This is a genomic window from Microbacterium lacusdiani, assembly GCF_054779895.1.
In genome coordinates, this window is sequence record NZ_BAAGXJ010000010.1 from 49,266 (window position 1) to 70,046 (window position 20,781).

Annotated in this window: 20 protein-coding genes; 12 read left to right on the forward strand and 8 right to left on the reverse strand. The window is 72.5% G+C overall.

Going from position 1 to position 20,781, the window contains the following annotated elements; genetic code table 11:
- The first annotated feature begins 127 nt into the window (after nt 1-127).
- Nucleotides 128-2,092 (forward strand): GDSL-type esterase/lipase family protein, encoded by a 1,965-nt coding sequence (locus tag ACYVGN_RS08305; protein WP_460790065.1) that lies wholly within the window; start codon nt 128-130, stop codon nt 2,090-2,092.
- 15 nt (nt 2,093-2,107) lie between these two features.
- Here the strand turns inward: ACYVGN_RS08305 and ACYVGN_RS08310 are convergent, their stop codons facing one another.
- Nucleotides 2,108-2,311, reverse strand: coding sequence for a hypothetical protein (locus ACYVGN_RS08310; protein WP_055993419.1), 204 nt, complete (start codon nt 2,309-2,311; stop codon nt 2,108-2,110).
- Between the two features lie 315 nt (nt 2,312-2,626).
- Here ACYVGN_RS08310 and ACYVGN_RS08315 point away from each other — a divergent pair, with 315 nt between their 5' ends.
- The 3 genes from ACYVGN_RS08315 to ACYVGN_RS08325 all read left to right on the forward strand — a co-directional run bounded on the left by ACYVGN_RS08315 (nt 2,627) and on the right by ACYVGN_RS08325 (nt 6,951).
- The gene (locus ACYVGN_RS08315; protein WP_055993263.1) at nt 2,627-4,900 is read left to right on the forward strand and encodes a polyribonucleotide nucleotidyltransferase; all 2,274 of its coding nucleotides are present in this window, start codon (nt 2,627-2,629) and stop codon (nt 4,898-4,900) included.
- 215 nt (nt 4,901-5,115) lie between these two features.
- A complete protein-coding gene (locus ACYVGN_RS08320; protein ID WP_460790067.1) occupies nt 5,116-6,180 on the forward strand; it encodes an aldo/keto reductase in 1,065 nt (354 codons plus the stop codon).
- Between the two features lie 168 nt (nt 6,181-6,348).
- The gene (locus tag ACYVGN_RS08325; protein ID WP_055993265.1) at nt 6,349-6,951 is read left to right on the forward strand and encodes a histidine phosphatase family protein; all 603 of its coding nucleotides are present in this window, start codon (nt 6,349-6,351) and stop codon (nt 6,949-6,951) included.
- A 152-nt stretch (nt 6,952-7,103) separates the two neighbouring features.
- On the opposite strand, the gene ACYVGN_RS08330 is transcribed toward ACYVGN_RS08325, so the two are convergent.
- On the reverse strand, nt 7,104-7,745 hold the full coding sequence (locus ACYVGN_RS08330) for a class I SAM-dependent methyltransferase (protein ID WP_460790069.1): 642 nt from the start codon (nt 7,743-7,745) through the stop codon (nt 7,104-7,106).
- Between the two features lie 102 nt (nt 7,746-7,847).
- The gene (locus tag ACYVGN_RS08335) at nt 7,848-8,312 is read right to left on the reverse strand and encodes a GNAT family N-acetyltransferase (protein ID WP_134745735.1); all 465 of its coding nucleotides are present in this window, start codon (nt 8,310-8,312) and stop codon (nt 7,848-7,850) included.
- Between the two features lie 70 nt (nt 8,313-8,382).
- Here ACYVGN_RS08335 and ACYVGN_RS08340 point away from each other — a divergent pair, with 70 nt between their 5' ends.
- A complete protein-coding gene (locus ACYVGN_RS08340) occupies nt 8,383-9,189 on the forward strand; it encodes a 4-hydroxy-tetrahydrodipicolinate reductase (protein WP_460790070.1) in 807 nt (268 codons plus the stop codon).
- Nucleotides 9,186-9,629, forward strand: coding sequence for a hypothetical protein (locus tag ACYVGN_RS08345; protein WP_460790072.1), 444 nt, complete (start codon nt 9,186-9,188; stop codon nt 9,627-9,629). Before ACYVGN_RS08340 ends, ACYVGN_RS08345 begins: the two co-directional genes overlap by 4 nt.
- A gap of 4 nt (nt 9,630-9,633) precedes the next feature.
- Here the strand turns inward: ACYVGN_RS08345 and ACYVGN_RS08350 are convergent, their stop codons facing one another.
- From ACYVGN_RS08350 to ACYVGN_RS08370, 5 genes are all read right to left on the reverse strand, one after another.
- On the reverse strand, nt 9,634-10,518 hold the full coding sequence (locus tag ACYVGN_RS08350; protein ID WP_460790074.1) for a TIGR01777 family oxidoreductase: 885 nt from the start codon (nt 10,516-10,518) through the stop codon (nt 9,634-9,636).
- 63 nt (nt 10,519-10,581) lie between these two features.
- Nucleotides 10,582-11,004 carry an OsmC family protein gene (locus ACYVGN_RS08355; protein WP_055993275.1) on the reverse strand — a complete coding sequence of 141 codons (423 nt, stop codon included), beginning with the start codon at nt 11,002-11,004 and terminating at the stop codon, nt 10,582-10,584.
- 68 nt (nt 11,005-11,072) lie between these two features.
- Nucleotides 11,073-11,633, reverse strand: a complete 561-nt coding sequence (locus ACYVGN_RS08360; RefSeq protein WP_460790075.1) for a DUF4395 domain-containing protein — start codon at nt 11,631-11,633, stop codon at nt 11,073-11,075.
- Nucleotides 11,626-12,075: a TlpA family protein disulfide reductase gene (locus ACYVGN_RS08365; RefSeq protein WP_134745703.1), complete on the reverse strand. Its 450-nt coding sequence runs from the start codon at nt 12,073-12,075 to the stop codon at nt 11,626-11,628. Before ACYVGN_RS08365 ends, ACYVGN_RS08360 begins: the two co-directional genes overlap by 8 nt.
- Before the next feature lie 109 nt (nt 12,076-12,184).
- Entirely contained in the window at nt 12,185-14,458 is a 2,274-nt protein-coding gene (locus ACYVGN_RS08370) for an esterase-like activity of phytase family protein (RefSeq protein ID WP_460790077.1), read from the reverse strand.
- 137 nt (nt 14,459-14,595) lie between these two features.
- Between ACYVGN_RS08370 and ACYVGN_RS08375 the strand changes: the two genes are divergently transcribed.
- From ACYVGN_RS08375 to ACYVGN_RS08400, 6 genes are all read left to right on the forward strand, one after another.
- The gene (locus ACYVGN_RS08375; protein WP_460790079.1) at nt 14,596-15,405 is read left to right on the forward strand and encodes a thymidylate synthase; all 810 of its coding nucleotides are present in this window, start codon (nt 14,596-14,598) and stop codon (nt 15,403-15,405) included.
- On the forward strand, nt 15,405-15,908 hold the full coding sequence (locus tag ACYVGN_RS08380; protein ID WP_460790081.1) for a dihydrofolate reductase: 504 nt from the start codon (nt 15,405-15,407) through the stop codon (nt 15,906-15,908). Before ACYVGN_RS08375 ends, ACYVGN_RS08380 begins: the two co-directional genes overlap by 1 nt.
- 380 nt (nt 15,909-16,288) lie before the next feature.
- Entirely contained in the window at nt 16,289-17,020 is a 732-nt protein-coding gene (locus ACYVGN_RS08385; RefSeq protein ID WP_235563051.1) for an endonuclease domain-containing protein, read from the forward strand.
- 139 nt (nt 17,021-17,159) lie between these two features.
- Entirely contained in the window at nt 17,160-18,137 is a 978-nt protein-coding gene (gene dapA / locus ACYVGN_RS08390; RefSeq protein WP_055993285.1) for a 4-hydroxy-tetrahydrodipicolinate synthase, read from the forward strand.
- Nucleotides 18,138-18,255: 118 nt separating this feature from the next.
- Nucleotides 18,256-19,932 (forward strand): ribonuclease J, encoded by a 1,677-nt coding sequence (locus ACYVGN_RS08395; protein WP_055993287.1) that lies wholly within the window; start codon nt 18,256-18,258, stop codon nt 19,930-19,932.
- Nucleotides 19,933-19,942: 10 nt separating this feature from the next.
- Nucleotides 19,943-20,773 (forward strand): MBL fold metallo-hydrolase, encoded by an 831-nt coding sequence (locus ACYVGN_RS08400; protein ID WP_460790083.1) that lies wholly within the window; start codon nt 19,943-19,945, stop codon nt 20,771-20,773.
- The last annotated feature ends 8 nt before the right edge of the window (nt 20,774-20,781 follow it).

The window sequence follows — 20,781 nt, forward strand, 5'->3', positions numbered from 1 at the left end:
CCCGCGGGGCCGATCCGGTGACCGCCCGGGGGTGCGCCGGTGAAGGATGGGCAACTCCGGATGAACGCTCGGGGAACCCGGGCGTCCCCGGCCGTCTGCGACGGTCGCCGCGCGTCACCCTGGAAGCGTGAGAATCGCGCTGGTCGCAGAGTCCTTCCTGCCCCACATGAACGGGGTCACGCACTCCGTTCTGCAGATGATCCGTCACTTCGAGGCCCGCGGTCACGAGACCCTCGTCGTCGCCCCCGACGCGGGCGAGGCGGCCGAGCGGGCGCCGCACGGCCGCACAGAGCTGCTGCCCTCGGTGGCCATGCCGTCCTATCCGGACGTGCGCGTCGCCTACCCGACGACCGCGCGCCTGGCCCGCGTGCTGCGCGACTTCCACCCGGACGTCGTCCACCTCGCGTCCCCGTTCGCGCTCGGCTGGAAGGGTCAGGTCGCCGCCGACACGCTGCGCCTGCCCAGCGTCGCGGTCTACCAGACCGACGTGATCGCCTACGCCGAGCGCTACGGCCTGCCCGGCGCGGCGCCCCTCGCCTCGGCCCACGTGGCCCGGCTCCACAAGCGCGCCACGCTCACGCTCGCGCCGTCGTCCGCCTCGGAGGGGCAGCTGTCGGCGCTCGGCATCGACCGCCTGCGCCGCTGGGGGCGCGGCGTCGATGCCGAGCGGTTCCGCCCCGACCGCCGCAGCGAGAGCTGGCGCGCCCGCATCGCGCCCGGCGAGCTCCTGGTCGGCTACGTCGGCCGTCTCGCCGCCGAGAAGCAGGTCGAGGACCTGCGCGTGCTGACCGACCTGCCGGGCGTGCGGCTCGTGATCATCGGAGACGGACCCGAGCGCGAGCGCCTCGAGCGGCAGCTCCCCGGCGCCGTGTTCACGGGCTTCCTGGGCGGCGACCAGCTGGCCCGCGCGCTCGCGAGCCTCGACGTCTTCGTCCACCCGGGCGAGAGCGAGACCTTCTGTCAGACCGTGCAGGAGGCCCTGGCGAGCGGTGTGCCGGTGGTCGCGACCGGCCGCGGCGGCCCCGTCGATCTGGTCCGCTCCAGCGTCGACGGCTGGCTCTACCGGCCCGGCGACCTCGACGACCTGCGCGCGCGGGTGCTCGACCTCACGGGCGACGACGCCAAGCGCCGCTCCTTCGGCGAGGCCGCGCGTGAGAGCGTCGCCGAGCGCACCTGGGAGTCGCTCGGCGACCAGCTGCTCGGCTACTACCGCGAGGCCCAGCGGCTCCGGCCGATCGACGATGCCAGCCGCGCGCGCGGCCTCGCCCGGCCCGACTCCGTGCGGCCGCCGCAGGCGCGCGCGTGGAAGCGCTACGTCGCCCTGGGCGACTCGCTGACCGAGGGCCTGTGCGACACGTCGCGCATGGAGAACGGCGAGTACCGCGGATGGGCGGACCGCCTCTCGACCATGCTCGCCCAGGGCCGCGGCCGGTTCCAGTACGCGAACCTCGCGGTGCGCAGCCGCCGCGTGCGCGACCTCGTCCACGAGCAGGCTCCCCAGGCGCTCGCGATGCGGCCCGACCTGGTCTCGGTGTTCATGGGCGCCAACGACCTCGTCGGCCACGGGGCCGATCCGCTGCGCCTCGCGGCGCACGTCGAGAAGGTGGTGCGCGACATCCGCGCGACCGGCGCAGACGTGCTGCTCGTGACGCCGTTCCTGCCCGACCGGCGCCCGGCGCGCATCTTCGCCCGGCGCTTCGCGCTCTACGCGGTCGAGCTGCGCCGCATCGCGGCCGAGACCGACTCGTACCTGCTCGACGCGGCCGCCCTGCCCGCGCTGGGGGACCGGTCGATGTACGCGGACGACAAGGTGCACCTCAGCTCGCGCGGGCACCGGTACCTCGCCTACCGCGCGGCGGAGGCGCTGGGCATCCCGGACGCGGAGGCGCTCGGCCGGCTCGACGACGCCCTGCACGGGTTCGACGCCGGCGAGGAGCCGGCGCCGCAGACCGACTGGCTGCGGGAGCATGCGCTGCCGTGGGTGTGGCGCCGCATGCGCGGCCGGACGGCGGGCGACGGCATGGTCTCCAAGCACGCCGACTACATCGTCATCCCGGGACGCAACGCGCCCAAGCGCAGCAAGCTCGGCTGACGCGCGGGGGAGCGCCTACTCCTCGATGCCGCCGAGGCCGCGGGCCTCGTCGCGCTCGTCCTCGACGAGCGGATCCGGCTCGTCCTCGACGCTCTCGTCGGGGTCGAGCGTGGGCGGCGGCAGCTCGAGCTCCGTCTCGTCGTCCAGGTCGACGATGCGCTCGTCGTCGGGGATGACGGGGCGCTCCTCATCGGGCAGCGGATCGCGGAAGTCGCTCATGGCACCCACGATAGGCGCGCCGCGCCGCCGGGCGACAGGGCCTGACCGGATCGGGTTTCCGCTGGTAGGGTGGGAAAGGCTCTCCGAGCGGGAGCCGAACAATTCCATACGTGAAGTAGGAGCAGGCTGGCAGGAAGCTGGTCCCCTGAAGTGGTCTCCCAGGCCCGGATCCCGGATCCGTCTCTGGTGGATTTCTCCTGGTGGCCAGCGCAGGCGAGCGTGAACGATGCGCCTTGAGCCCATATCTGCCTGTTCCCTGCTCCTGACGTAGCTGCGCGGCGCTCTGCCGCGCACAGACTGAAGGAGACAGACCTCTTGGAAGGTCCTGAAATCACCGCCGCCGAGGCCGTTCTCGACAACGGCCGCTTCGGCACCCGTACGATCCGCTTCGAGACCGGTCGTCTCGCGCAGCAGGCGCAGGGCGCCGTCGCCGCATACCTCGACGAGGAGACGATGCTCCTCTCGGCCACGAGCGCGAGCAAGCACCCGCGCGAGGGCTTCGACTTCTTCCCGCTGACCGTCGACGTCGAGGAGCGCTCGTACGCCGCCGGCAAGATCCCGGGCTCGTTCTTCCGCCGCGAGGGTCGCCCCTCGACGGAGGCCATCCTGGTCTGCCGTCTGATCGACCGGCCGCTGCGCCCGTCGTTCGTCGACGGCCTGCGCAACGAGATCCAGATCGTCGTCACGGTCCTCTCGATCGCGCCCGGCGAGTTCTACGACGCGCTCGCGATCAACGCCGCGTCGGCGTCGACCCAGATCTCGGGTCTGCCGTTCTCGGGCCCCATCGCGGGTGTGCGCCTGGCGCTCATCCCCGGCCAGGGCGAGAACGCCGACCAGTGGGTCGCGTTCCCGAACGCCGAGCTGCTCGAGTCGGCCGTCTTCGACCTCGTGGTCGCGGGACGCGTCGTCACGAAGGAGGACGGCTCCGAGGACGTCGCGATCATGATGGTCGAGGCGGAGGCCACGGAGCACAGCTGGAACCTGATCAAGTCGGGCGCCACGAAGCCGAGCGAGGAGATCGTGGCCCAGGGCCTCGAGGCCTCGAAGCCCTTCATCAAGCAGCTCGTCGCCGCCCAGGCGGAGATGGCCGCGAAGTCGTCGAAGGAGCCGCTGGAGTTCCCGGTCTTCCCCGCCTACAGCGAGGAGACGTTCGCGTTCGTGAACGAGCGCGCCTACGACGAGCTGGCGAAGGTCTACCAGATCGCCGACAAGCAGACGCGTCAGGCCGCCGACGACGAGGTCAAGGACCGCGTCAAGGCCGAGCTGATCGAGAAGGTCGAGGCCGGCGAGCTGCCCGCCGCGGCCCCGCTCGAGTTCGCCGCCGCCTACAAGTCGGTCACCAAGAAGATCGTGCGCGGCCGCATCCTGACCGAGGGCGTCCGCATCGACGGCCGCGGTCTGGCCGACATCCGCCCGCTCGACGCCGAGGTGCAGGTCATCCCGCGCGTCCACGGCTCGGCGATCTTCCAGCGCGGCGAGACCCAGATCCTGGGCGTCACCACGCTGAACATGCTCAAGATGGAGCAGCAGATCGACTCGCTGTCGCCCACGACGAGCAAGCGGTACATGCACCACTACAACTTCCCGCCCTACTCGACCGGTGAGACCGGCCGCGTGGGCAGCCCGAAGCGTCGCGAGATCGGGCACGGCTTCCTGGCCGAGCGCGCGCTCGTGCCGGTGCTGCCGAGCCGCGAGGAGTTCCCCTACGCGATCCGCCAGGTCTCGGAGGCGCTGGGCTCGAACGGCTCGACGTCGATGGGCTCGGTCTGCGCCTCGACGCTGTCGCTGCTGAACGCCGGTGTGCCGCTGCGCGCCTCGGTCGCCGGCATCGCCATGGGCCTGGTCTCGGACGAGGTCGACGGCCAGACGCGCTACGCCGCGCTGACCGACATCCTCGGCGCCGAGGACGCCCTGGGCGACATGGACTTCAAGGTCGCGGGCACGCGCGAGTTCGTCACGGCGATCCAGCTCGACACCAAGCTCGACGGCATCCCCTCGGAGGTGCTGGCCGGCGCGCTGACGCAGGCGAAGGACGCGCGTCTGCGCATCCTCGAGGTGCTCGACGCCGCGATCGACGCCCCGGACGAGATGGCGCCGACGGCTCCGCGCGTGATCAGCGTGCAGATCCCCGTCGACAAGATCGGCGAGCTGATCGGCCCCAAGGGCAAGACGATCAACGCGATCCAGGACGAGACCGGCGCGCAGATCTCGATCGAGGAGGACGGCACCGTCTACATCGGCGCGACCGACGGCCCCTCGGCCGAGGCGGCCCGTGCCCAGGTGAACGCGATCGCCAACCCCACCAACCCGGAGGTCGGCGAGCAGTTCCTCGGCACGGTCGTGAAGATCATCCCGTCGGGCGCGTTCATCTCGCTGCTGCCCGGCAAGGACGGTCGCATGCACGTGACGCAGATCCGCAAGCTGAACGGCGGCAAGCGCGTCGAGAACATCGAGGACGTCGTGTCCGTGGGTCAGAAGATCCTCGTGCGCATCGCCGAGATCGACGACCGCGGCAAGATGGCCCTCGAGCCCGTCATCGACGAGAACGAGGCGCAGGCCGAGCAGACCGAGGCTCCCGCCGAGGCCTGATCCGTCCGAGTCCGCGAACGCCCCGCTCATCCTCCGGATGGGCGGGGCGTTCCGCGTGGGGGACGTCCACCTGGCGCGATCCCACAAGCGCGTGACGAAAGCGTTATCGGCGCGGCGAGCGCGGGCGTCCGGGGCCTGGAATACGCTCGAAGCACACGCCGATCGCTGGCGTGACACGGGCGCACCTCCCCGGTCGCCCGTGAGGGGGTGGGGGCATGGACGAGGCACAGGCCGGCAGGGCCCGATCCGGTGACGGGTCGACTCCGCAGACGCCGCTCGCGGCCGCCCTCGAGCGCCCGGGAGTCGCCTCCGAGCACCCCTCGGCGCCGATCCCGGTGCAGGGCCCCGCGCTGGGCTCCTTCCTCCGCGAGACGCTCGGCGATACGGGCCTCGAGGTCTTCCCGCTCATGCTCGGCGGCGCCGAGTTCGGCTGGACCACCGACCAGGAGCGCGCGCACGCGCTCCTCGACCACTTCGTCGCGGCGGGCGGCAACGCGGTGCACACCGCCGACTGCTACGCGGCCGGACGCAGCGAGCACATCATCGGGCGCTGGATGGCCACGCGCCGCGTGCGCGACGACATCGTGCTGGCCGTGCGCGTCGGCGACCACCCCGACAACCCCGGACTGGGGTCGGTCAACCTGGTGCGCGCCGTGGAGGCGTCGCTGACGCGTCTCGGCACCGACCGGATCGACGTGCTGTACCTCGACGCGTCGGCCGAGCGGGTGCGGTCCATCGAGGACACGCTGGCGACCGCCGAGTGGCTGATCGAGGCCGGCAAGGTGCGGCACGTCGGCGCGTACGCGTTCACGGCCGAGCACCTCGTGGAGGCGCGCATCCTGGCGTCCGCGGGCTACCCGCGCCTCGAGGCGCTCGACGTGCCCTACAACCTCATGAGGCGCCGCGAGTTCGAGGGCGACATCCGGCTCGTGGCCGGAGCGCAGGGCCTGGCCGTGACGCCGTCCCACGCGCTCGAGCACGGGTTCCTTTCCGGCCGGCACCGCAGCCGCCGCGACATCACGACCCTGGCCCGCGGGCACCAGCTGGCCGAGTCCCTGAACCGCCGGGGCACGCGCGTGCTGAAGGCGCTCGACGCGATCTCGGCCGAGCTCGGGGTGCCGCATGCAGCGATCGCGATGGCCTGGCTGCTGGCCCAGCGCGGCGTGGTCGCGCCCATCGTGAACGCATACTCGCCGACGCACATCGACGAGCTCGTGCAGGGCGTCGGCGTGCGCCTCACCCGCGGCCACCTCTCCGACCTGACGAAGGCCGCCGAGTAGACCGGGCGTCCCGCTGTGTGACGCTTCCGTGACCGTCCTCGGCGCGCGTCGGACGCGTCACGTAGTGTGGGGGAGGACCCCGCTTCGACGCCCCGCGTCATCCCGCGCGGTCCGATCAACGACAGACGACGGATACGCGAGCAGGACGAAGGACGGGGTGAGGCCGCGGTGGCGCACTACATCTACCTCGTCCGGCATGGCGAGCAGCAGGATGCCGAGCACGGCATGGAGGACGGCCCGCTGTCGCCCCGCGGCCGGCGCCAGGCCGAGCTGATCGCGGACCGGCTCTCGGGCATCCCGTTCGACGCCGTGTGGCACTCGCCGCTCGTCCGCGCGACCGACACGGCCCGGATCATCGCGGAGCGCATGCCCGCCGTCGAGCCGCAGCCCCACGCGCTCCTGTTCGACTGCGTGCCCAGCGGCATGACCGAGGAGACGCCGGCCGTGTTCGAGCCGTTCTTCGGCGGCGTGACCGAGGCGCAGCTCGAGGCGGGCAAGGCGCAGATGGCCGACGCGGTCGGGGAGTTCCTGGTGCGCAAGCAGGGCGACGTCCACGAGCTGCTCATCACCCACAACTTCGTGATCTCGTGGTTCGTGCGCGAGGTCCTCGAGGCGCCCGAGTGGCGCTGGATGACCCTCAACCAGGCCAACTGCGGCCTCACGGTCATCGGCCAGCGCCAGGGCCGCCCCTGGACCCTCCTCACGCACAACGACCAGGCGCACCTCCCGGTCGAGCTCCGCACGGGCCTCCCCGAGCCCTTCCCGTTCTGATCCGGCGCGAGTCGTCGGACCGCCGGGCCGCTCGTCGGATCCGCGGGGCTGGTGTCGCCTCGTGAGCCTCAGGCGTGCACATCCGCCCCACTAACCCGACGAACGGACCATGCGATCCGACGACTGGGTGGCCCATCCGACGACCGGGCGCGTCACCGGCGACGCGCGAGCACGAAGCCCTGCGGATGCCGCTCGTGGCCGCTCGGCGCGCGCCTGACGGTCTCGACGATGTCGAACCCGGCGTGCTCGAACACCTCGGCCACCCGCGCGGGTTCGTGCAGGACGGCGTGCAGGGTCACGTCCTGGCCGTACGCGCCGGGCGATGTCCGCTCGCCCGTGCCGGCCTGGAACGCGAGCAGCACCGCCCCGCCGGGCGCCGTCACACGGGCGAACTCCGCGGCGATCGCCGGGATCCCGGCGTCCGGCGTGTGGATGACGGCGTACCAGCACAGGATGCCGCGCACCGCGCCATCGGCGACCGGCAAAGCGCGCAGATCCGCGACGGCGAGCGGGACATCCGGATGCGACAGCTTGGCGTGCGCGAGCATCTCAGGCGACAGGTCGACACCGGTGAGCGTTGAGACGCCGCGCCCAGCGAGGTAGCCGAGCATCCGGCCCGTCCCGCAGCCCGCGTCGAGGACCGGCGCGTCACCCGGCGGCAACGACGCCACGAAGCGGCCGATCAGCGCGAGGTCCGCGTCCGACTCCGCGCGCGTGTCGGGCAGCGCCGCGGCGTAGGCGTCGGCGACCGCAGCGTAGAGCCCGCGCGTGCGGGCCGTGTCGTCATGGCTCACACCGACTGTCTCCCTGCTTCGCACCGGGACCCCACGTTCTCAGGGCGCATCGGACGGATCCGGCCCTGAGCAGCCGGGATCCCCTGAACTGGCGACGTGGCGTCACGCCAGCGGCTTGCCGTACCAGCGCGTGGCGTTGGGGTTGTCGTTGTAAGGGTCGATCGCGGTGAAGCCGGTGCGGGCGTAGAGCGCGGCGGCGGCCTCCAGCGTGTGATGGGTGTCGAGCACGAGCTCCCGCGCGTCCCAGGCGCGGGCGCGGCGCTCGAGCTCCTCGAGCAGCAGGCGACCGGCGCCCAGGCCGCGCGCGGCCGGGCGCATGAAGACGTGCTTGATCTCGAAGCGCGCGCCGTGCGGGCCGTCGGCGATGCGGCGGATCGCGCCGCACCCGATCAGGCCGCGCTCGTCGTGCTCGACGAGGAGCAGGACGCCGTCCGGCGGCGTGAACGCGTCGGCGGCGGGGAACGTCGGGCGGTACTCGCCGGGGAAGCCGGCCGCGCGCTCCGCGAAGTACTCGACGATCAGCTCGTGGGCATCCGGATCGGCGGGGGAGGCGGCGCGGAATTCCATCACGATCCGAGCCTATGCGTCACGGCGCGGCCCCGGACGCGGCGGTATGCGGGCCAATAGGATGGAGCGCATGACGACACGGATCGCCCTCGTCGGCGGCACCGGCAAGCTCGGGAGCATCATCCACGAGGTCATCGGCGAGCTCGACGGCTTCGAGGTCGTCTCGGTGCTCGGCTCGGGCAGCGACCTGGCCGAGCTCGACGGTGCGGACCTCGTGGTCGACGCGTCCACTCCGGCGGTCAGCATCGACGTCGTCCGCGCCGCGATCGAGCGCGGCCTGAACGTGCTGGTCGGCACGAGCGGCTGGTCGGCCGAGCGCATCGCGCTCGTGCGCCCCCTCGTGGACGCCGCCGGCACGGGCGCGGTGTTCATCCCGAACTTCTCGCTGGGCTCCGTGATCGGCAGCGCGATCGCCGCGGCCTCGGCGCGGTTCTTCCCGTTCGCCGAGATCGTCGAGGCGCACCGCGACACCAAGGTCGATTCGCCGAGCGGGACGGCCGTGCGCACGGCCGAGCTGATCACGGCTGCCCGCCGCGCCCCCGTCGAGGCCCCGCACGCCGACCAGCGCGCCCGCGGCCAGCAGGTCGCCAGCGTGCCCGTGCACTCGCTCCGCCGCCCCGGCGTGATCGCGCGGCAGGAGACGATCCTGTCCGGCCCGGGCGAGGCCCTGTCGATCGTGCACGACACGACGGATCCCGCCGCCGCGTACGCGCCGGGCATCCGGATCGCGCTCGAGCACGCGGTCGACGTGCGCGGCGTCGTGATCGGCCTCGAGAGCTTCATCGACATCGGCTTCGGCGCGCCCCGCACGCTCGACGGCAAGCCCGTCGACGCCGGCACGGCGCCCGGTCAGGTCGCGCAGGCGACCAGCGCGTGAGCGTCCGCATCGGCGTGGCCGTGATGGCCGCGCTTCTGGCGCTCTACATCGTGCTCATCGGATGGCGAGCCGTGCAGCTCGTGCAGACCGGGGAGCCCGTGGGCATCGCGATGGGCGTCGCGCTCATCGCCCTGCCGCTGATCGCGATCTGGGCCCTGGGGCGCGAGCTCTGGTTCGGCGTGCGCGCTGAGCAGCTGGCCCGTCGCCTGGAGGCCGAGGGCGGACTTCCCGACGACGTGGTCGCCACGACCCCGAGCGGCCGCATCTCGCGCGCGGACGGCGACGCGCTGTTCCCGCGCTACCGCGCCGAGGTCGAGGCGGCGCCCGACGACTGGCGCGCGTGGTTCCGCCTCAGCCTGGCCTACGATGCCGCGGGCGACCGTCGCCGGGCGCGCGGCGCCGCGCGCGAGGCCATCCGGCGCGAGGCGGCGACGCGCTGAGCCGCTAGCCCGGGATCGCCGCGGCGATCGCGTCCTCGACGGTCGGATGCCGGAACGCGAACCCGGATGTCCGCAGCGCGTCGGGGACGACGTGCGCGTCGGCCAGGAGCAGACCCTCGGCGGCATCCGCCCCGAGCGCCGCGCGCAGGGCGAGCGCGGGAGCGGGCACGACGAACGGCCGGTTCATCCGGACCGCCAGCGCGAAGCCCAGGTCGTTCGCCGTCGCGCGTGTCGGGCCGGCGAGATTCACCGGCCCGGTGAGCCCGGCGTCGATCACGTGCCGGATGGCCGCGATCTCGTCGTCGAGCGAGATCCACGGCCAGGCCTGCGTGCCGGGGCCGATCGGGCCGGACACGCCCGCGCGCGTGAGCGCGATCAGCGGCTTCAGCACGCCCTCGGCGTGCACCACGGGGGCGGTGCGCAGCAGCGCGACCCGGTCGCCGGCGATGCGCGCGGCGTTCTCCCACTCGACGCAGAGGGCGGCGAGGAACGTGTCGCCGGCGGGCGCCTCCTCCGTGAGCACCCGTCCCGGCGCGGAGCCGTAGTACCCGACGCCGCTGGCCGACACGAGCAGCGGGCGCTCACGGGCGGGCAGCGCCTCGATCGCCCGGGCGAGCGCGCGCGTCGGCGTGAGCCGCGACCACACCAGTTCGCTGCGGTAGCGGCGCGTCCACGGCAGCCGGCCGATGCTCGCGCCGTTGAGCCCCACGACCGCGTCGGCGCCGGCGAGGACCGCGGGGTCGAGCGGATGGCCGTCCAGCCAGCGCACCTCGTCCGGGCCCGCGGGATCCCGGCGCACGAGCCGCGTGACTCGCGCACCGTCGTGCTCCAGAGACGAGACGAGGGCGCGCCCGATCAGACCGGACGCGCCCCCGACGACGACGTGCATCAGGCCAGCGTCTGCATTTCGACTCGTCGCTGCGCTCCTCGCTCAACGACCGGAAGCGGCTTGCTACGCAAGCGTCGCCTCCAGGGTGATGTCGACGCCCGCGAGCGCCTGCGAGACCGGGCAGCCCGACTTGGCGCCCTCCGCGATCTCCTGGAACTTGGCGGCGTCGAGGCCGGGGACGACCGCGTTGACGTTGAGGTGGCTGCCGGTGATGCCGGTGCCCGGCTTGAACGTGACCGAGGCGGTCGTGTCCAGCTTCTCGGGCGGGGTGCCGTTCTGCGCCAGAGCGTGCGACAGCGCCATGCTGAAGCAGGAGGCGTGCGCGGCGGCGATGAGCTCCTCGGGCGTGGTGGTCGAGTCCGAGCCCTCGGAACGCGCCTTCCAGTTCACGGGGAACGATCCGATCCCGGATCCGAACGAGACGGTTCCGGATCCCTCCATCAGGCTTCCGGTCCAGGCGGTGGTGGCTTCGCTCGTGACGGTCATGACGTCCTCCGAATCGGTGCGGTTGCGGTCGCGGCCAGCCTATCGACGCCCCGCGCCGACGTCACGGGTCATGCGGCCCGGGAGCGTCCGATCAGGCCCGCCCGCTGCAGGAGCAGGTAGATCTGGCAGCCGAGGCAGAAGCCGAACGCCGCGTTCAGGAACGCGGCGATCAGCGCCGCCGCGGCCGCGATCACGAGCGCCCACGGCACGCCGGCCGCGTGCAGGATGAGTCCTGCGCCCGTGACGAACAGGCCGACGCCCTGCGCGAACCGCGGCGGGCGGGGGTCCTCGAGCTCGGCGGGCGGCGCCAGGCGCGGCCGCACGAGGTGGCGGAACACGACGCCCCACGGCGCGGTGCGGGGCGAGACCACGGCCCACAGGAACAGGGCGGCGATGACGACCAGCAGGATGAACGCGGGGTCGGCGAGGTGCCGCCACGGCGCGAGACCGGGGTGGAACGTCGCGTCGGCGAGCGGCTGGTACGCGAACCAGCCGAAGCTGACGGGTTCGCCGAGCCGCGGCGACGTGCCCACCAGCGCGAGGTACGTCGCGACCGCGAGGAGCACGGTCGTGATGGCGGCCGCGAAGCGCGGTCCGCGCGGGTCGATTCCGGCGGGTGACTCAGACACGGGCGTCCTCCTCGAGGCGGTCGAGCTCGGCGATCACGTCGTCGCGGCGCGGCGCGCCGCCGATGCGGCCGCGGACCGCGCCGCGTCCGTCGACGATCAGGGTGGTGGGGGTCTGCAGCACGCCGTAGTGGCGGGCGACGTGCGGGCGCTGCGTGAGGTCGACGTCCACGTGCGTCACGCCGGGGCGCTCGTCCGCGACGGCGCCCAGCAGCCGGCGCGCGGCCGGGCAGCGCGTGCAGTACTCGGTGCTGAACTGCAGCAGCGTCGCGGTCTCGCCGAACGCGACGTCGGCCGGATCCAGCCCCAGGGAGTGCGCGGACACGTGCGCGATGTCGTGCGCGCGGTGCCGCACGCGTCCCTCGCGGCGGCGGAGCAGCACGCCGATCGCCGTCGCGACTGCCAGCACGGCCGCGAGCACGGCGAAGGCGGTGATCGGGTCCACGCGGGAAGGCTAACGCGGACCGGCACGGGCGCGTCCCGCCGGCGACGCACGCGGTAACAGGACGGGGCCGGATCGCCCTCCGGCGATCCGGCCCCTTGGGCAGGGTGCGTCAGCCCGCGACGGTCGTGGCGGCGATGTCGGGGTTGTCGCTGAACAGGCCGTCGATGCCGGCGTCGAGGAACGCCCGGATCTCGCCGGCCAGGTCACCGGCCGCGTTCGGGTCGCTGCTCGAGCGGAAGTCCGCCGCGAGGAAGCGGTTCTCGACGCGGAACGTCCACGCGTGGACGTCGAGGCCCGCCGCGTGGGCGTCGTCGACGACCGGGCTCGGCGCCGACAGCGTGCCGTCGGCGTTGCGCGGGATGATCACGTTCTTCTCCGCGCCGATCCCGTCGGCGTACGTCGCGATCTCGGCCAGACCCTCGGGCGTCACGAGGTCGGCGTAGGTGCGCGGGTCGCCCGCGGCGGCCAGGTCGTACGGCGCGCCCGAGCTGCTGATGAGCTGCGCGAGCGTGACGTCGGTCTGCTCGTTCAGGTCCCGCAGGTTGCCGGTCTCGAAGCTCTGCAGGATGACCGGGGCCTCGGCGTCATCCAGCTCGTTGCGCTGCAGCTGGGCCACGAGCGGCTCCTCGAGCGACAGGCCGATCGAGTCGAAGTACGTCGGGTGCTTCGTCTCGGGGTAGACGCCGACCGGGCGGCCGTCGCAGGTCAGCGAGTGGCGCGCCAGGTCCATGACCTCGTCCAGGGTCGGGATGAGGTACAGGCCGTCGAACGCGGCGCTCTGCGGGCGCACGTCGGGCAGGCGCTCCTCGGCGCGGAGCGTGCGCAGCTCGGCGAGCGTGAAGTCCTCCGTGAACCAGCCCGTCACCGCGACGCCGTCGATCGTCTTCGTGGTGCGTCGGTCGGCGAACTCGGGTCGGCTGGCGACATCCGTCGTCCCGCCGATCTCGTTCTCGTGGCGGGCGACGAGCACGCCGTCCTTCGTCGCGACGACGTCCGGCTCGATGAATTCGGCGCACTGCGTGATGGCCGTCTCGTACGCCGCGAGCGTGTGCTCGGGGCGGTAGCCGCTGGCGCCGCGGTGGGCCACGACGGTCACGGCGTCGGCCTTCGAGACGGTGCGCTCGAGGTCGACGATCGCGAACTCCGTGTCATCCGGCGTGCCCGTGTTGCGCGCGTCGTTGCCGGGATAGTTGTTGTCGTTGCCGATCAGCAGCGTTCCGTCCCGGAGCTGCAGCACGGTCTCGAACGACTGCACGGGCAGCGAGTAGGTGTCGCCGAGGCCGTAGCCCTCGCCCGCGTCGATGCCGTGCGGGTTGTCGATCCGGAGCGCGTCGAGCACGAGGGTCTTGCGGAGGTTGCCCTCGGCGTCCGTGCGCTTCAGGTCGACGCGGTAGACGCGCTTGATGACCGACTGCGCGCCCTCGAAGTCGTCGCGCTCGATGAGCAGCAGCTCGCCGTTCGGGGTCGCGAAGGCGTCGCCGATCACGTCCGTGGCCTGGTCGGCCTGGTACGACCACGTGCGGCCGGTGTACGCGCCGGTGCGGGTGTCGAACTGGTGGATCACGCGGCGGCGCTGGTCCTCGTCGGCGAGGTAGGCGCCCTCGAGCACGGGGTAGAGGTAGCGGCCGTCCTGCGAGCCGGCCATGGCTTCGAAGCCGCGGCTCGCGGCGACCGTGGGCTGCTCGCCCGGCGCGAGATAGGGGCTCTGCGGCGACGCGGCGCCCTCGAGCGGGAACGGCTTCTCGAGCAGCGTGCCGTCGGCGTCGAAGTGCAGCAGGAACGGGCCGAACTCCTCGCCGACCCAGAACGTGCCGTCCTTGGCCCGCACGACCGACTCGATGTCGAAGTCGGCGCCGGTCAGCAGGCGCTCGTCGGTGTCCTCGTTCACGATCGGGAAGTCGAGCACGTCGTTGCGGTCGTTGTACTCGATGAACGACTCGATCTCGATCTCGCCCGCGCCGCCCTCGGCCGTCTGCCAGGCCGGGCGCACCAGGTAGTTGCGCAGCAGGAAGTCGGCCGAGTTGCCCTTCGAGCCGAATCCGTTGTCGGGCTGCGCCCAGAACGTCCCGTCGCCGTTGTCCACCATGGCCGAGAAGCCCGGGATGACCTGGCCGTCGAACGGGCCGCTGCGCCCGTTGTTCGGCGTCACCGCGGCACCCGAGTCGGGGCCCGGGGCGAGGAAGTCGGCCGACAGGGTCGCGCGGGCGACCAGCGTCGGGACGGTCGTCGCAGCGGCGTGCGCCGGCGGGGTGCCGCCCGATGCGGCGGGCGCGGTCTGCGCGACGGCGGGCGCCGGCACGAGGGCCGCGATGAGGGCGGTGGCTGTCAGTGCGGTGAGCGCGGCGGGCGTTGCGAGCCGGCGACGCGAGGGGAGGGATGTCACGTCGCCCAGCGTGGTCACGCCGGGCGACGCGCCGTCGACCGGCGGGTGAACGAGGGGAGAACTCCACGCCCGCGCGCGCCGTCGCGGATCGCCGTGCGGCTGATCCGGATGTCCCTCGCCCGGGCTACCCTGATCACGTGAGCCAGGCGATCCCGACCCCCTATGAGGACCTGCTGCGCGACGTGCTCGAGCACGGCACGCACAAGGACGACCGGACGGGCACGGGGACGACCAGCGTGTTCGGCCGCCAGCTGCGCTACGACCTCTCGCAGAGCTTCCCCCTGATCACCACGAAGCGCGTGCACTTCAAGTCGGTCGCGCTGGAGCTGCTGTGGTTCCTGCGCGGCGACTCCAACGTGCGGTGGCTGCAGGAGCGCGGCGTCACGATCTGGGACGAATGGGCCGACGCCGAGGGTGAACTCGGGCCCGTGTACGGCGTGCAGTGGCGGTCCTGGCCGACGCCGAGCGGCGAGCAGATCGACCAGATCCAGCAGGCGGTCGACCAGATCCGGACGAACCCCGACTCGCGGCGCATCCTGGTGTCGGCGTGGAACCCGGCGGACATCCCCGACATGGCGCTCGCGCCGTGCCATGCGATGTTCCAGTTCTACGTCGCCGACGGGAAGCTGTCGTGCCAGCTCTACCAGCGCAGCGCCGACATGTTCCTCGGCGTGCCGTTCAACATCGCGTCGTACGCGCTCCTGACGCTCATGATGGCGCAGCAGACCGGTCTCGAGCCCGGCGAGTTCGTGTGGACCGGCGGCGACTGCCACATCTACGACAACCACCGCGAGCAGGTCGCCGAGCAGCTCTCGCGCGAGCCCTACCCGTACCCGACGCTCGAGATCACGCGGAAGCCCGCCTCGATCTTCGAGTACGAGTTCGAGGACTTCGCGCTGCACGACTACCAGCACCACCCGCCGATCCGCGGCGCGGTCGCGGTCTGATGCCCATCCGGGCGATCTGGGCTCAGGCGTCCACGGGCGCGATCGGCGCCCAGGGCGGCATGCCGTGGGATCTGCCGGAGGACCTGGCGTTCTTCAAGCGCGCCACGAGCGGATGCCCCGTGCTGATGGGCCGCCGCACCTGGCAGTCGTTCCCCGAGCGCTTCCGCCCGCTGCCGGACCGCCCCAACATCGTCATCACGCGCGACGAGGGCTTCGAGGCCCCCGGCGCCCAGGTCGTCCACTCGCTCGACGACGCCCTGGAGGAGGCCGCGAAGCTCGACGACGAGGTGTGGGTCATCGGGGGAGCGGAGATCTACCGCCAGGCCATGCCGCTGCTCGACGAGCTCTGGGTCACGCGCATCGATCTCGACGTCGACGGCGACGCCTACGCGCCCGAGATCGACGACTCGTGGCACCTCGTCCGCTCCGACCCGGCAGACGGCGGCTGGCACACCAGCCGCACCGGCACCCGCTATCGCTTCGAGGTCCTCCGCCGCTCCTGACCCGGCGTGCGGTCGTCGGGGCCGCCGCGCAGTCGTCGGATGAGTGGTGCGGCTGATGCGGATGAGGTCGCTGACGTCACTCAAGCATCACTGCTCCGACGACCGAGCAGCGCATCCGACGAGTGGGCTGGGGCGACCGGATCGCCATGGCTCGCTCACAACCACCCGACTCGTGCGGACCCTCCCCAAACGGACGCCGGAGCCGCCTGCGGCCACGGGCGAGGCGCCATCGTCGGGGCATGTTCATCGACGAGATCGCGGCCAGGATGGCGCGGACGGACGGAGTCGCCAGAGCCGCGGACCTGCTGGCGGCGGGTGCCCGTCGCTCGGACCTGCGGCGGTGCTGTGCGGCAGGTCAGCTCCACCGCCTCCGCGAAGGCGTGTACGCACTGCCGACCGCCCTCGAGGATGTCCGCACGGCCGCCGTGCACGGCGGGGCGCTCGCCTGCGTCTCCGCCCTTCGTCGGCACGGCGTCTGGGTCCTCGACGCCGATGGCGTGCACGTGTGGCTCGGCGGCAAGGGGCGGCGGCACGCCCACCCGCAGTGCGCGTGCGTCGGGCATTGGGACGCCGGCGCGGCGCGGCCCGGGGTGGTCTCCGTCGCGCGCGCCCTCGTGCAGCTCGCCGGATGCCAGGGCGCCGAGGCATTCTTCGTCGCCTACGAGTCCGCTTGGCGCCTGGGCAAGCTGACCGGGCGGGCTCGTGCCTGGATCCGCGATCATCTGGACGCGGGGATGCGGTACCTCGTGGACATCGCTCGGCCGGATGCCGACAGCGGTCTCGAATCGCTCGTGCGGCTGCGGCTCGGTCGGCTCGGAATCTCCTTGCGGGCGCAGGTGCCGATCGAAGGCGTCGGAACCGTCGACTTCATCCTGGACGGACGGATCATCCTGGAGGTCGACGGCCGCGAGAACCACGATGGCGAGTCGAAGCGGCACAGGGATCTCGGTCGCGACGCCCGCGCACTGGCGCTCGGGTACATCCCGCTCCGATTCGACTACGCGCAGGTGCTGTACGAGTGGTCGATCGTCGAGGCGGCGATCCTGGGCGCACGCGAGACGCTCGGTCGTCGGAGCCTCCGCCCAGTCGTCGGAGCGACGCGACGCGTGTGACTCCTGGCGCCTGGTCCGTCACGAGCGCCCCACAACTCCGACGACTGCGCGCGCGATCCGACGACTGCGCGCACCGCGCGCACCCGCGCGGCAACGCGCGCGCGTGAGTCACCCAGCCCGCGCGCGATAGCCTTGAGCCATGACGCACTCGGGCAACCCCTTCGGACAGGTGCTCGTCGCGCTCGTCACTCCGATGACGGCCGACGGCGAGGTCGACTGGCCCGCCGTCGAGAAGCACATCGACGACGTGATCGTGTCGGGCGCCGACGGGATCGTCGTCACCGGCACGACGGGCGAGACCTCGACGCTCACGGACCCCGAGAAGATCCGCCTCGTGGAGGTCGGCAAGGACGTCGCCGCGGGCCGCGCCAAGATCATCACGGGCGGCGGCTCGAACGAGACCGCGCACGCGATCGAGCTCTACCAGAAGAGCGAGAAGGCCGGCGCCGACGGCATCATGATCGTCACGCCGTACTACAACAAGCCCACCCAGGCGGGCATCCTGACGCACTTCCGGCTGGTCGCGGATGCGACGGATCTGCCGGTCATCCTGTACGACATCCCGGGCCGCACCGGCGTGCCGATCAAGTACGAGACCATGCTGCGCCTCGCGAAGCACCCGAACATCCTCGCGGTGAAGGACGCCAAGGGCGACTTCAGCGAGGTCAGCCGCGTGCTCAACCAGACCGACCTGATGTACTTCTCGGGCGACGACGCCAACGTGCTGCCGCACCTCGCGATCGGCGCCACGGGCCTGATCGGCGTGACGGCCAACATCGCCGCCGCGCCGTACCGCGTGATCGTCGACGCGGTGAACCGCGGCGACCTGGCCGCGGCCACCGAGCAGCACAAGAAGCTCGAGCCGCTCGTCCGCGCCGTCATGACGCACGTCCCGGGCACGGTCTCGACGAAGTACATCCTGCACGGCCTCGGCCGCATCTCCAGCCCGCGCGTGCGCCTGCCGCTCGTGGGTCCGGAGGAGTGGGAGGCCGCCATCATCGAGGACGAGCTCGCCCTCGTGAAGGACGTCGACGGCGTCGACTTCTCCAACTTCCGCCCCGACCGCAACGCGGCCGCCGGCGGCGCCCTGCCCAAGGTGCCGGGCACCACGCGCTGACGCGCCCACGGATCTCCCGCGGCCGAGAAGGCCGCACAGCACAACACAACAACGAATCCGGATGCCCCGCGGGCGTCCGGAAGGGCCCGCGCGAGCGGCGCCCGCGAAAGGCGGACCCATGTCCACTCCGGTCTACGATCCCCCCGCTGTCGCGCCCGGCACGCTGCGCGTGACCCCGCTCGGCGGCCTCGGCGAGGTCGGCCGCAACATGACCACGTACGAGTTCGACGGCAAGATCCTGATCATCGACTGCGGCGTGCTGTTCCCCGAGGAGCATCAGCCCGGCGTCGACCTGATCCTGCCCGACTTCGAGCCCATCAAGGGGCGCCTCGACGACATCGTCGGCGTGGTCCTCACGCACGGCCACGAGGACCACATCGGCGCCGTCCCGTACCTGCTCAAGCTGCGTCAGGACATCCCGCTGATCGGCTCGGCCCTCACGCTCGCGCTCGTCGAGGCCAAGCTCAAGGAGCACCGGATCAAGCCGCTCCTGACGGTGGTCAAGGAGGACGAGAGCTGGGACATCGGCCCGTTCGACCTGGAGTTCGTGGCGGTCAACCACTCGATCCCCGACGCGCTCGCGGTCGCGGTCCGCACGCCGGCCGGCCTCGTGCTCCACACGGGCGACTTCAAGATGGATCAGCTGCCGCTGGACGGCCGGATCACCGACCTGCGCGCGTTCGCACGGCTCGGCGAGGAGGGCGTGGACCTGTTCCTGCCCGATTCGACCAACGCCGACGTGCCCGGCTTCACGCCCACCGAGCGCGCGATCGGCCCGGTCATCGACCAGGTGATCTCCAAGACCCCCGGCCGGGTGATCGTGGCGAGCTTCTCGAGCCACGTGCACCGCGTGCAGCAGGTGCTGGACGCCGCAGCCGCCAACGGCCGCCGCGTCGCCCTGCTGGGGCGCAGCATGGTGCGCAACATGACGATCGCCGCCGAGCTCGGCTACCTCAAGGTGCCGGACGGCGTGCTGGTCGACTACAAGAAGGCCAAGGACATCCCGGACGACCAGATCGTCTACATGTCGACCGGGTCGCAGGGCGAGCCGATGGCCGTGCTGAGCCGCATGGCCAACCTCGACCACGCGATCGAGCCGGGCGAGGGCGACACCGTGATCCTCGCCTCGAGCCAGATCCCGGGGAACGAGACGTCGATCTACCGCGTGATCGACGGGCTCACCAAGCTCGGCGCGAACGTCGTCCACAAGTCCAACGCGAAGGTCCACGTCTCGGGTCACGCGGCGGCGGGCGAGCTGCTCTACTGCTACAACATCCTCAAGCCCAAGAACGTGCTCCCGGTGCACGGCGAGTACCGGCACCTGATGGCGAACGCCAAGCTCGCGCAGGACACGGGCATCCCGGAGGAGCGCACCATCATCGGCGAGAACGGCACGGTGGTCGACCTGAAGGACGGCGTCGCGCGCGTCGCCGGGCAGCTCGACCTCGGCTTCGTCTACGTCGACGGATCGACCGTGGGGGAGATCACGGACGCGGACCTCAAGGACCGCCGCACGCTCGGCGAGGAGGGCTTCGTCTCGGTCATCGTCGTGGTCGACGCCGCGACCGGCCGGATCATCACGGGCCCCGAGATCCACGCGCGGGGCATCGCCGAGGACGACGCGGTGTTCGAGGCCGTCAAGCCGAAGATCGCCAAGGCGCTCGAGGAGGCAGCGGCGTCGGGCGTGCGCGACAACCACGCCCTGTCGCAGACCGTGCGCCGCACGATCGGCCGCTGGGTGAACCAGTCGCTGCGCCGCCGGCCGATGATCGTCCCCCTCGTCATCGAGGCCTGAGCCGCGCAGGATGACCGCTCGGTCGCTCGCGGAGGTCGCCCCCGGCGTGTTCGTCGCCGAGTCGGAGATCTGGGCGTCGAACACCGTGGTGGTGGTCGACCGCTCCGGATCGGCCCTGATCGTCGACCCCGGGATCACGACGGCCGAGCTCGACGGGCTCGTCGCGGCGGTCCGCGCGCGCGGCTGGCGGGTCGCGGCGGGCGCGGCGACGCACCCGCACTGGGACCACGTGCTGTGGCACCCGGACCTGGGCGAGGTGCCCCGGTTCGCGACCGCGCGCGCCGTCGCGGTGATGGCGGGCGACCGCGGGCGCTCGTGGGCCGAGGCCGCCCAGGCCGCGCCCGGGCTCGAGGAGGAGCTGTTCGGCGTGCTCGCGGCGCTGCCGGACGAGGCGGACGAGCTTCCGCCGCCTGCGCCGTCGGGGATCGCGGTGCTGCGGCACGACGCCCACGTCCCCGGCCACCTCGCCCTCGCGGTGGGGGAGGCCCTGCTGGTCGGCGACATGCTCTCGCAGCGCGAGGTCCCGCTGCTCGACGTCGGCCATGCCGGCGAGGACCGCGAGCCGCCGTCCGATCCGGTCGGCGACTACCGCGCGGCGCTCGACCTGCTCGAATCCGCGGCCGCGCGGCGCGGCACGCGGGTGATCGTCCCCGGCCACGGGCCGGTCACGCGGGGCTCCGAGGCGATCGCCGTGCTGTTCGCCCGGGATCGCGCCTATCTCGACGCGCTCGAGCGCGAGGCGGCGGGCGGCGAGCCCACCACCGACGCGCGGCTGGCGGACGAGTGGGTCGCGCAGCAGCACGCCGCCCACGTGGCGCGCCTGCGGGCACTGGCCGGCTGACCCGCCGA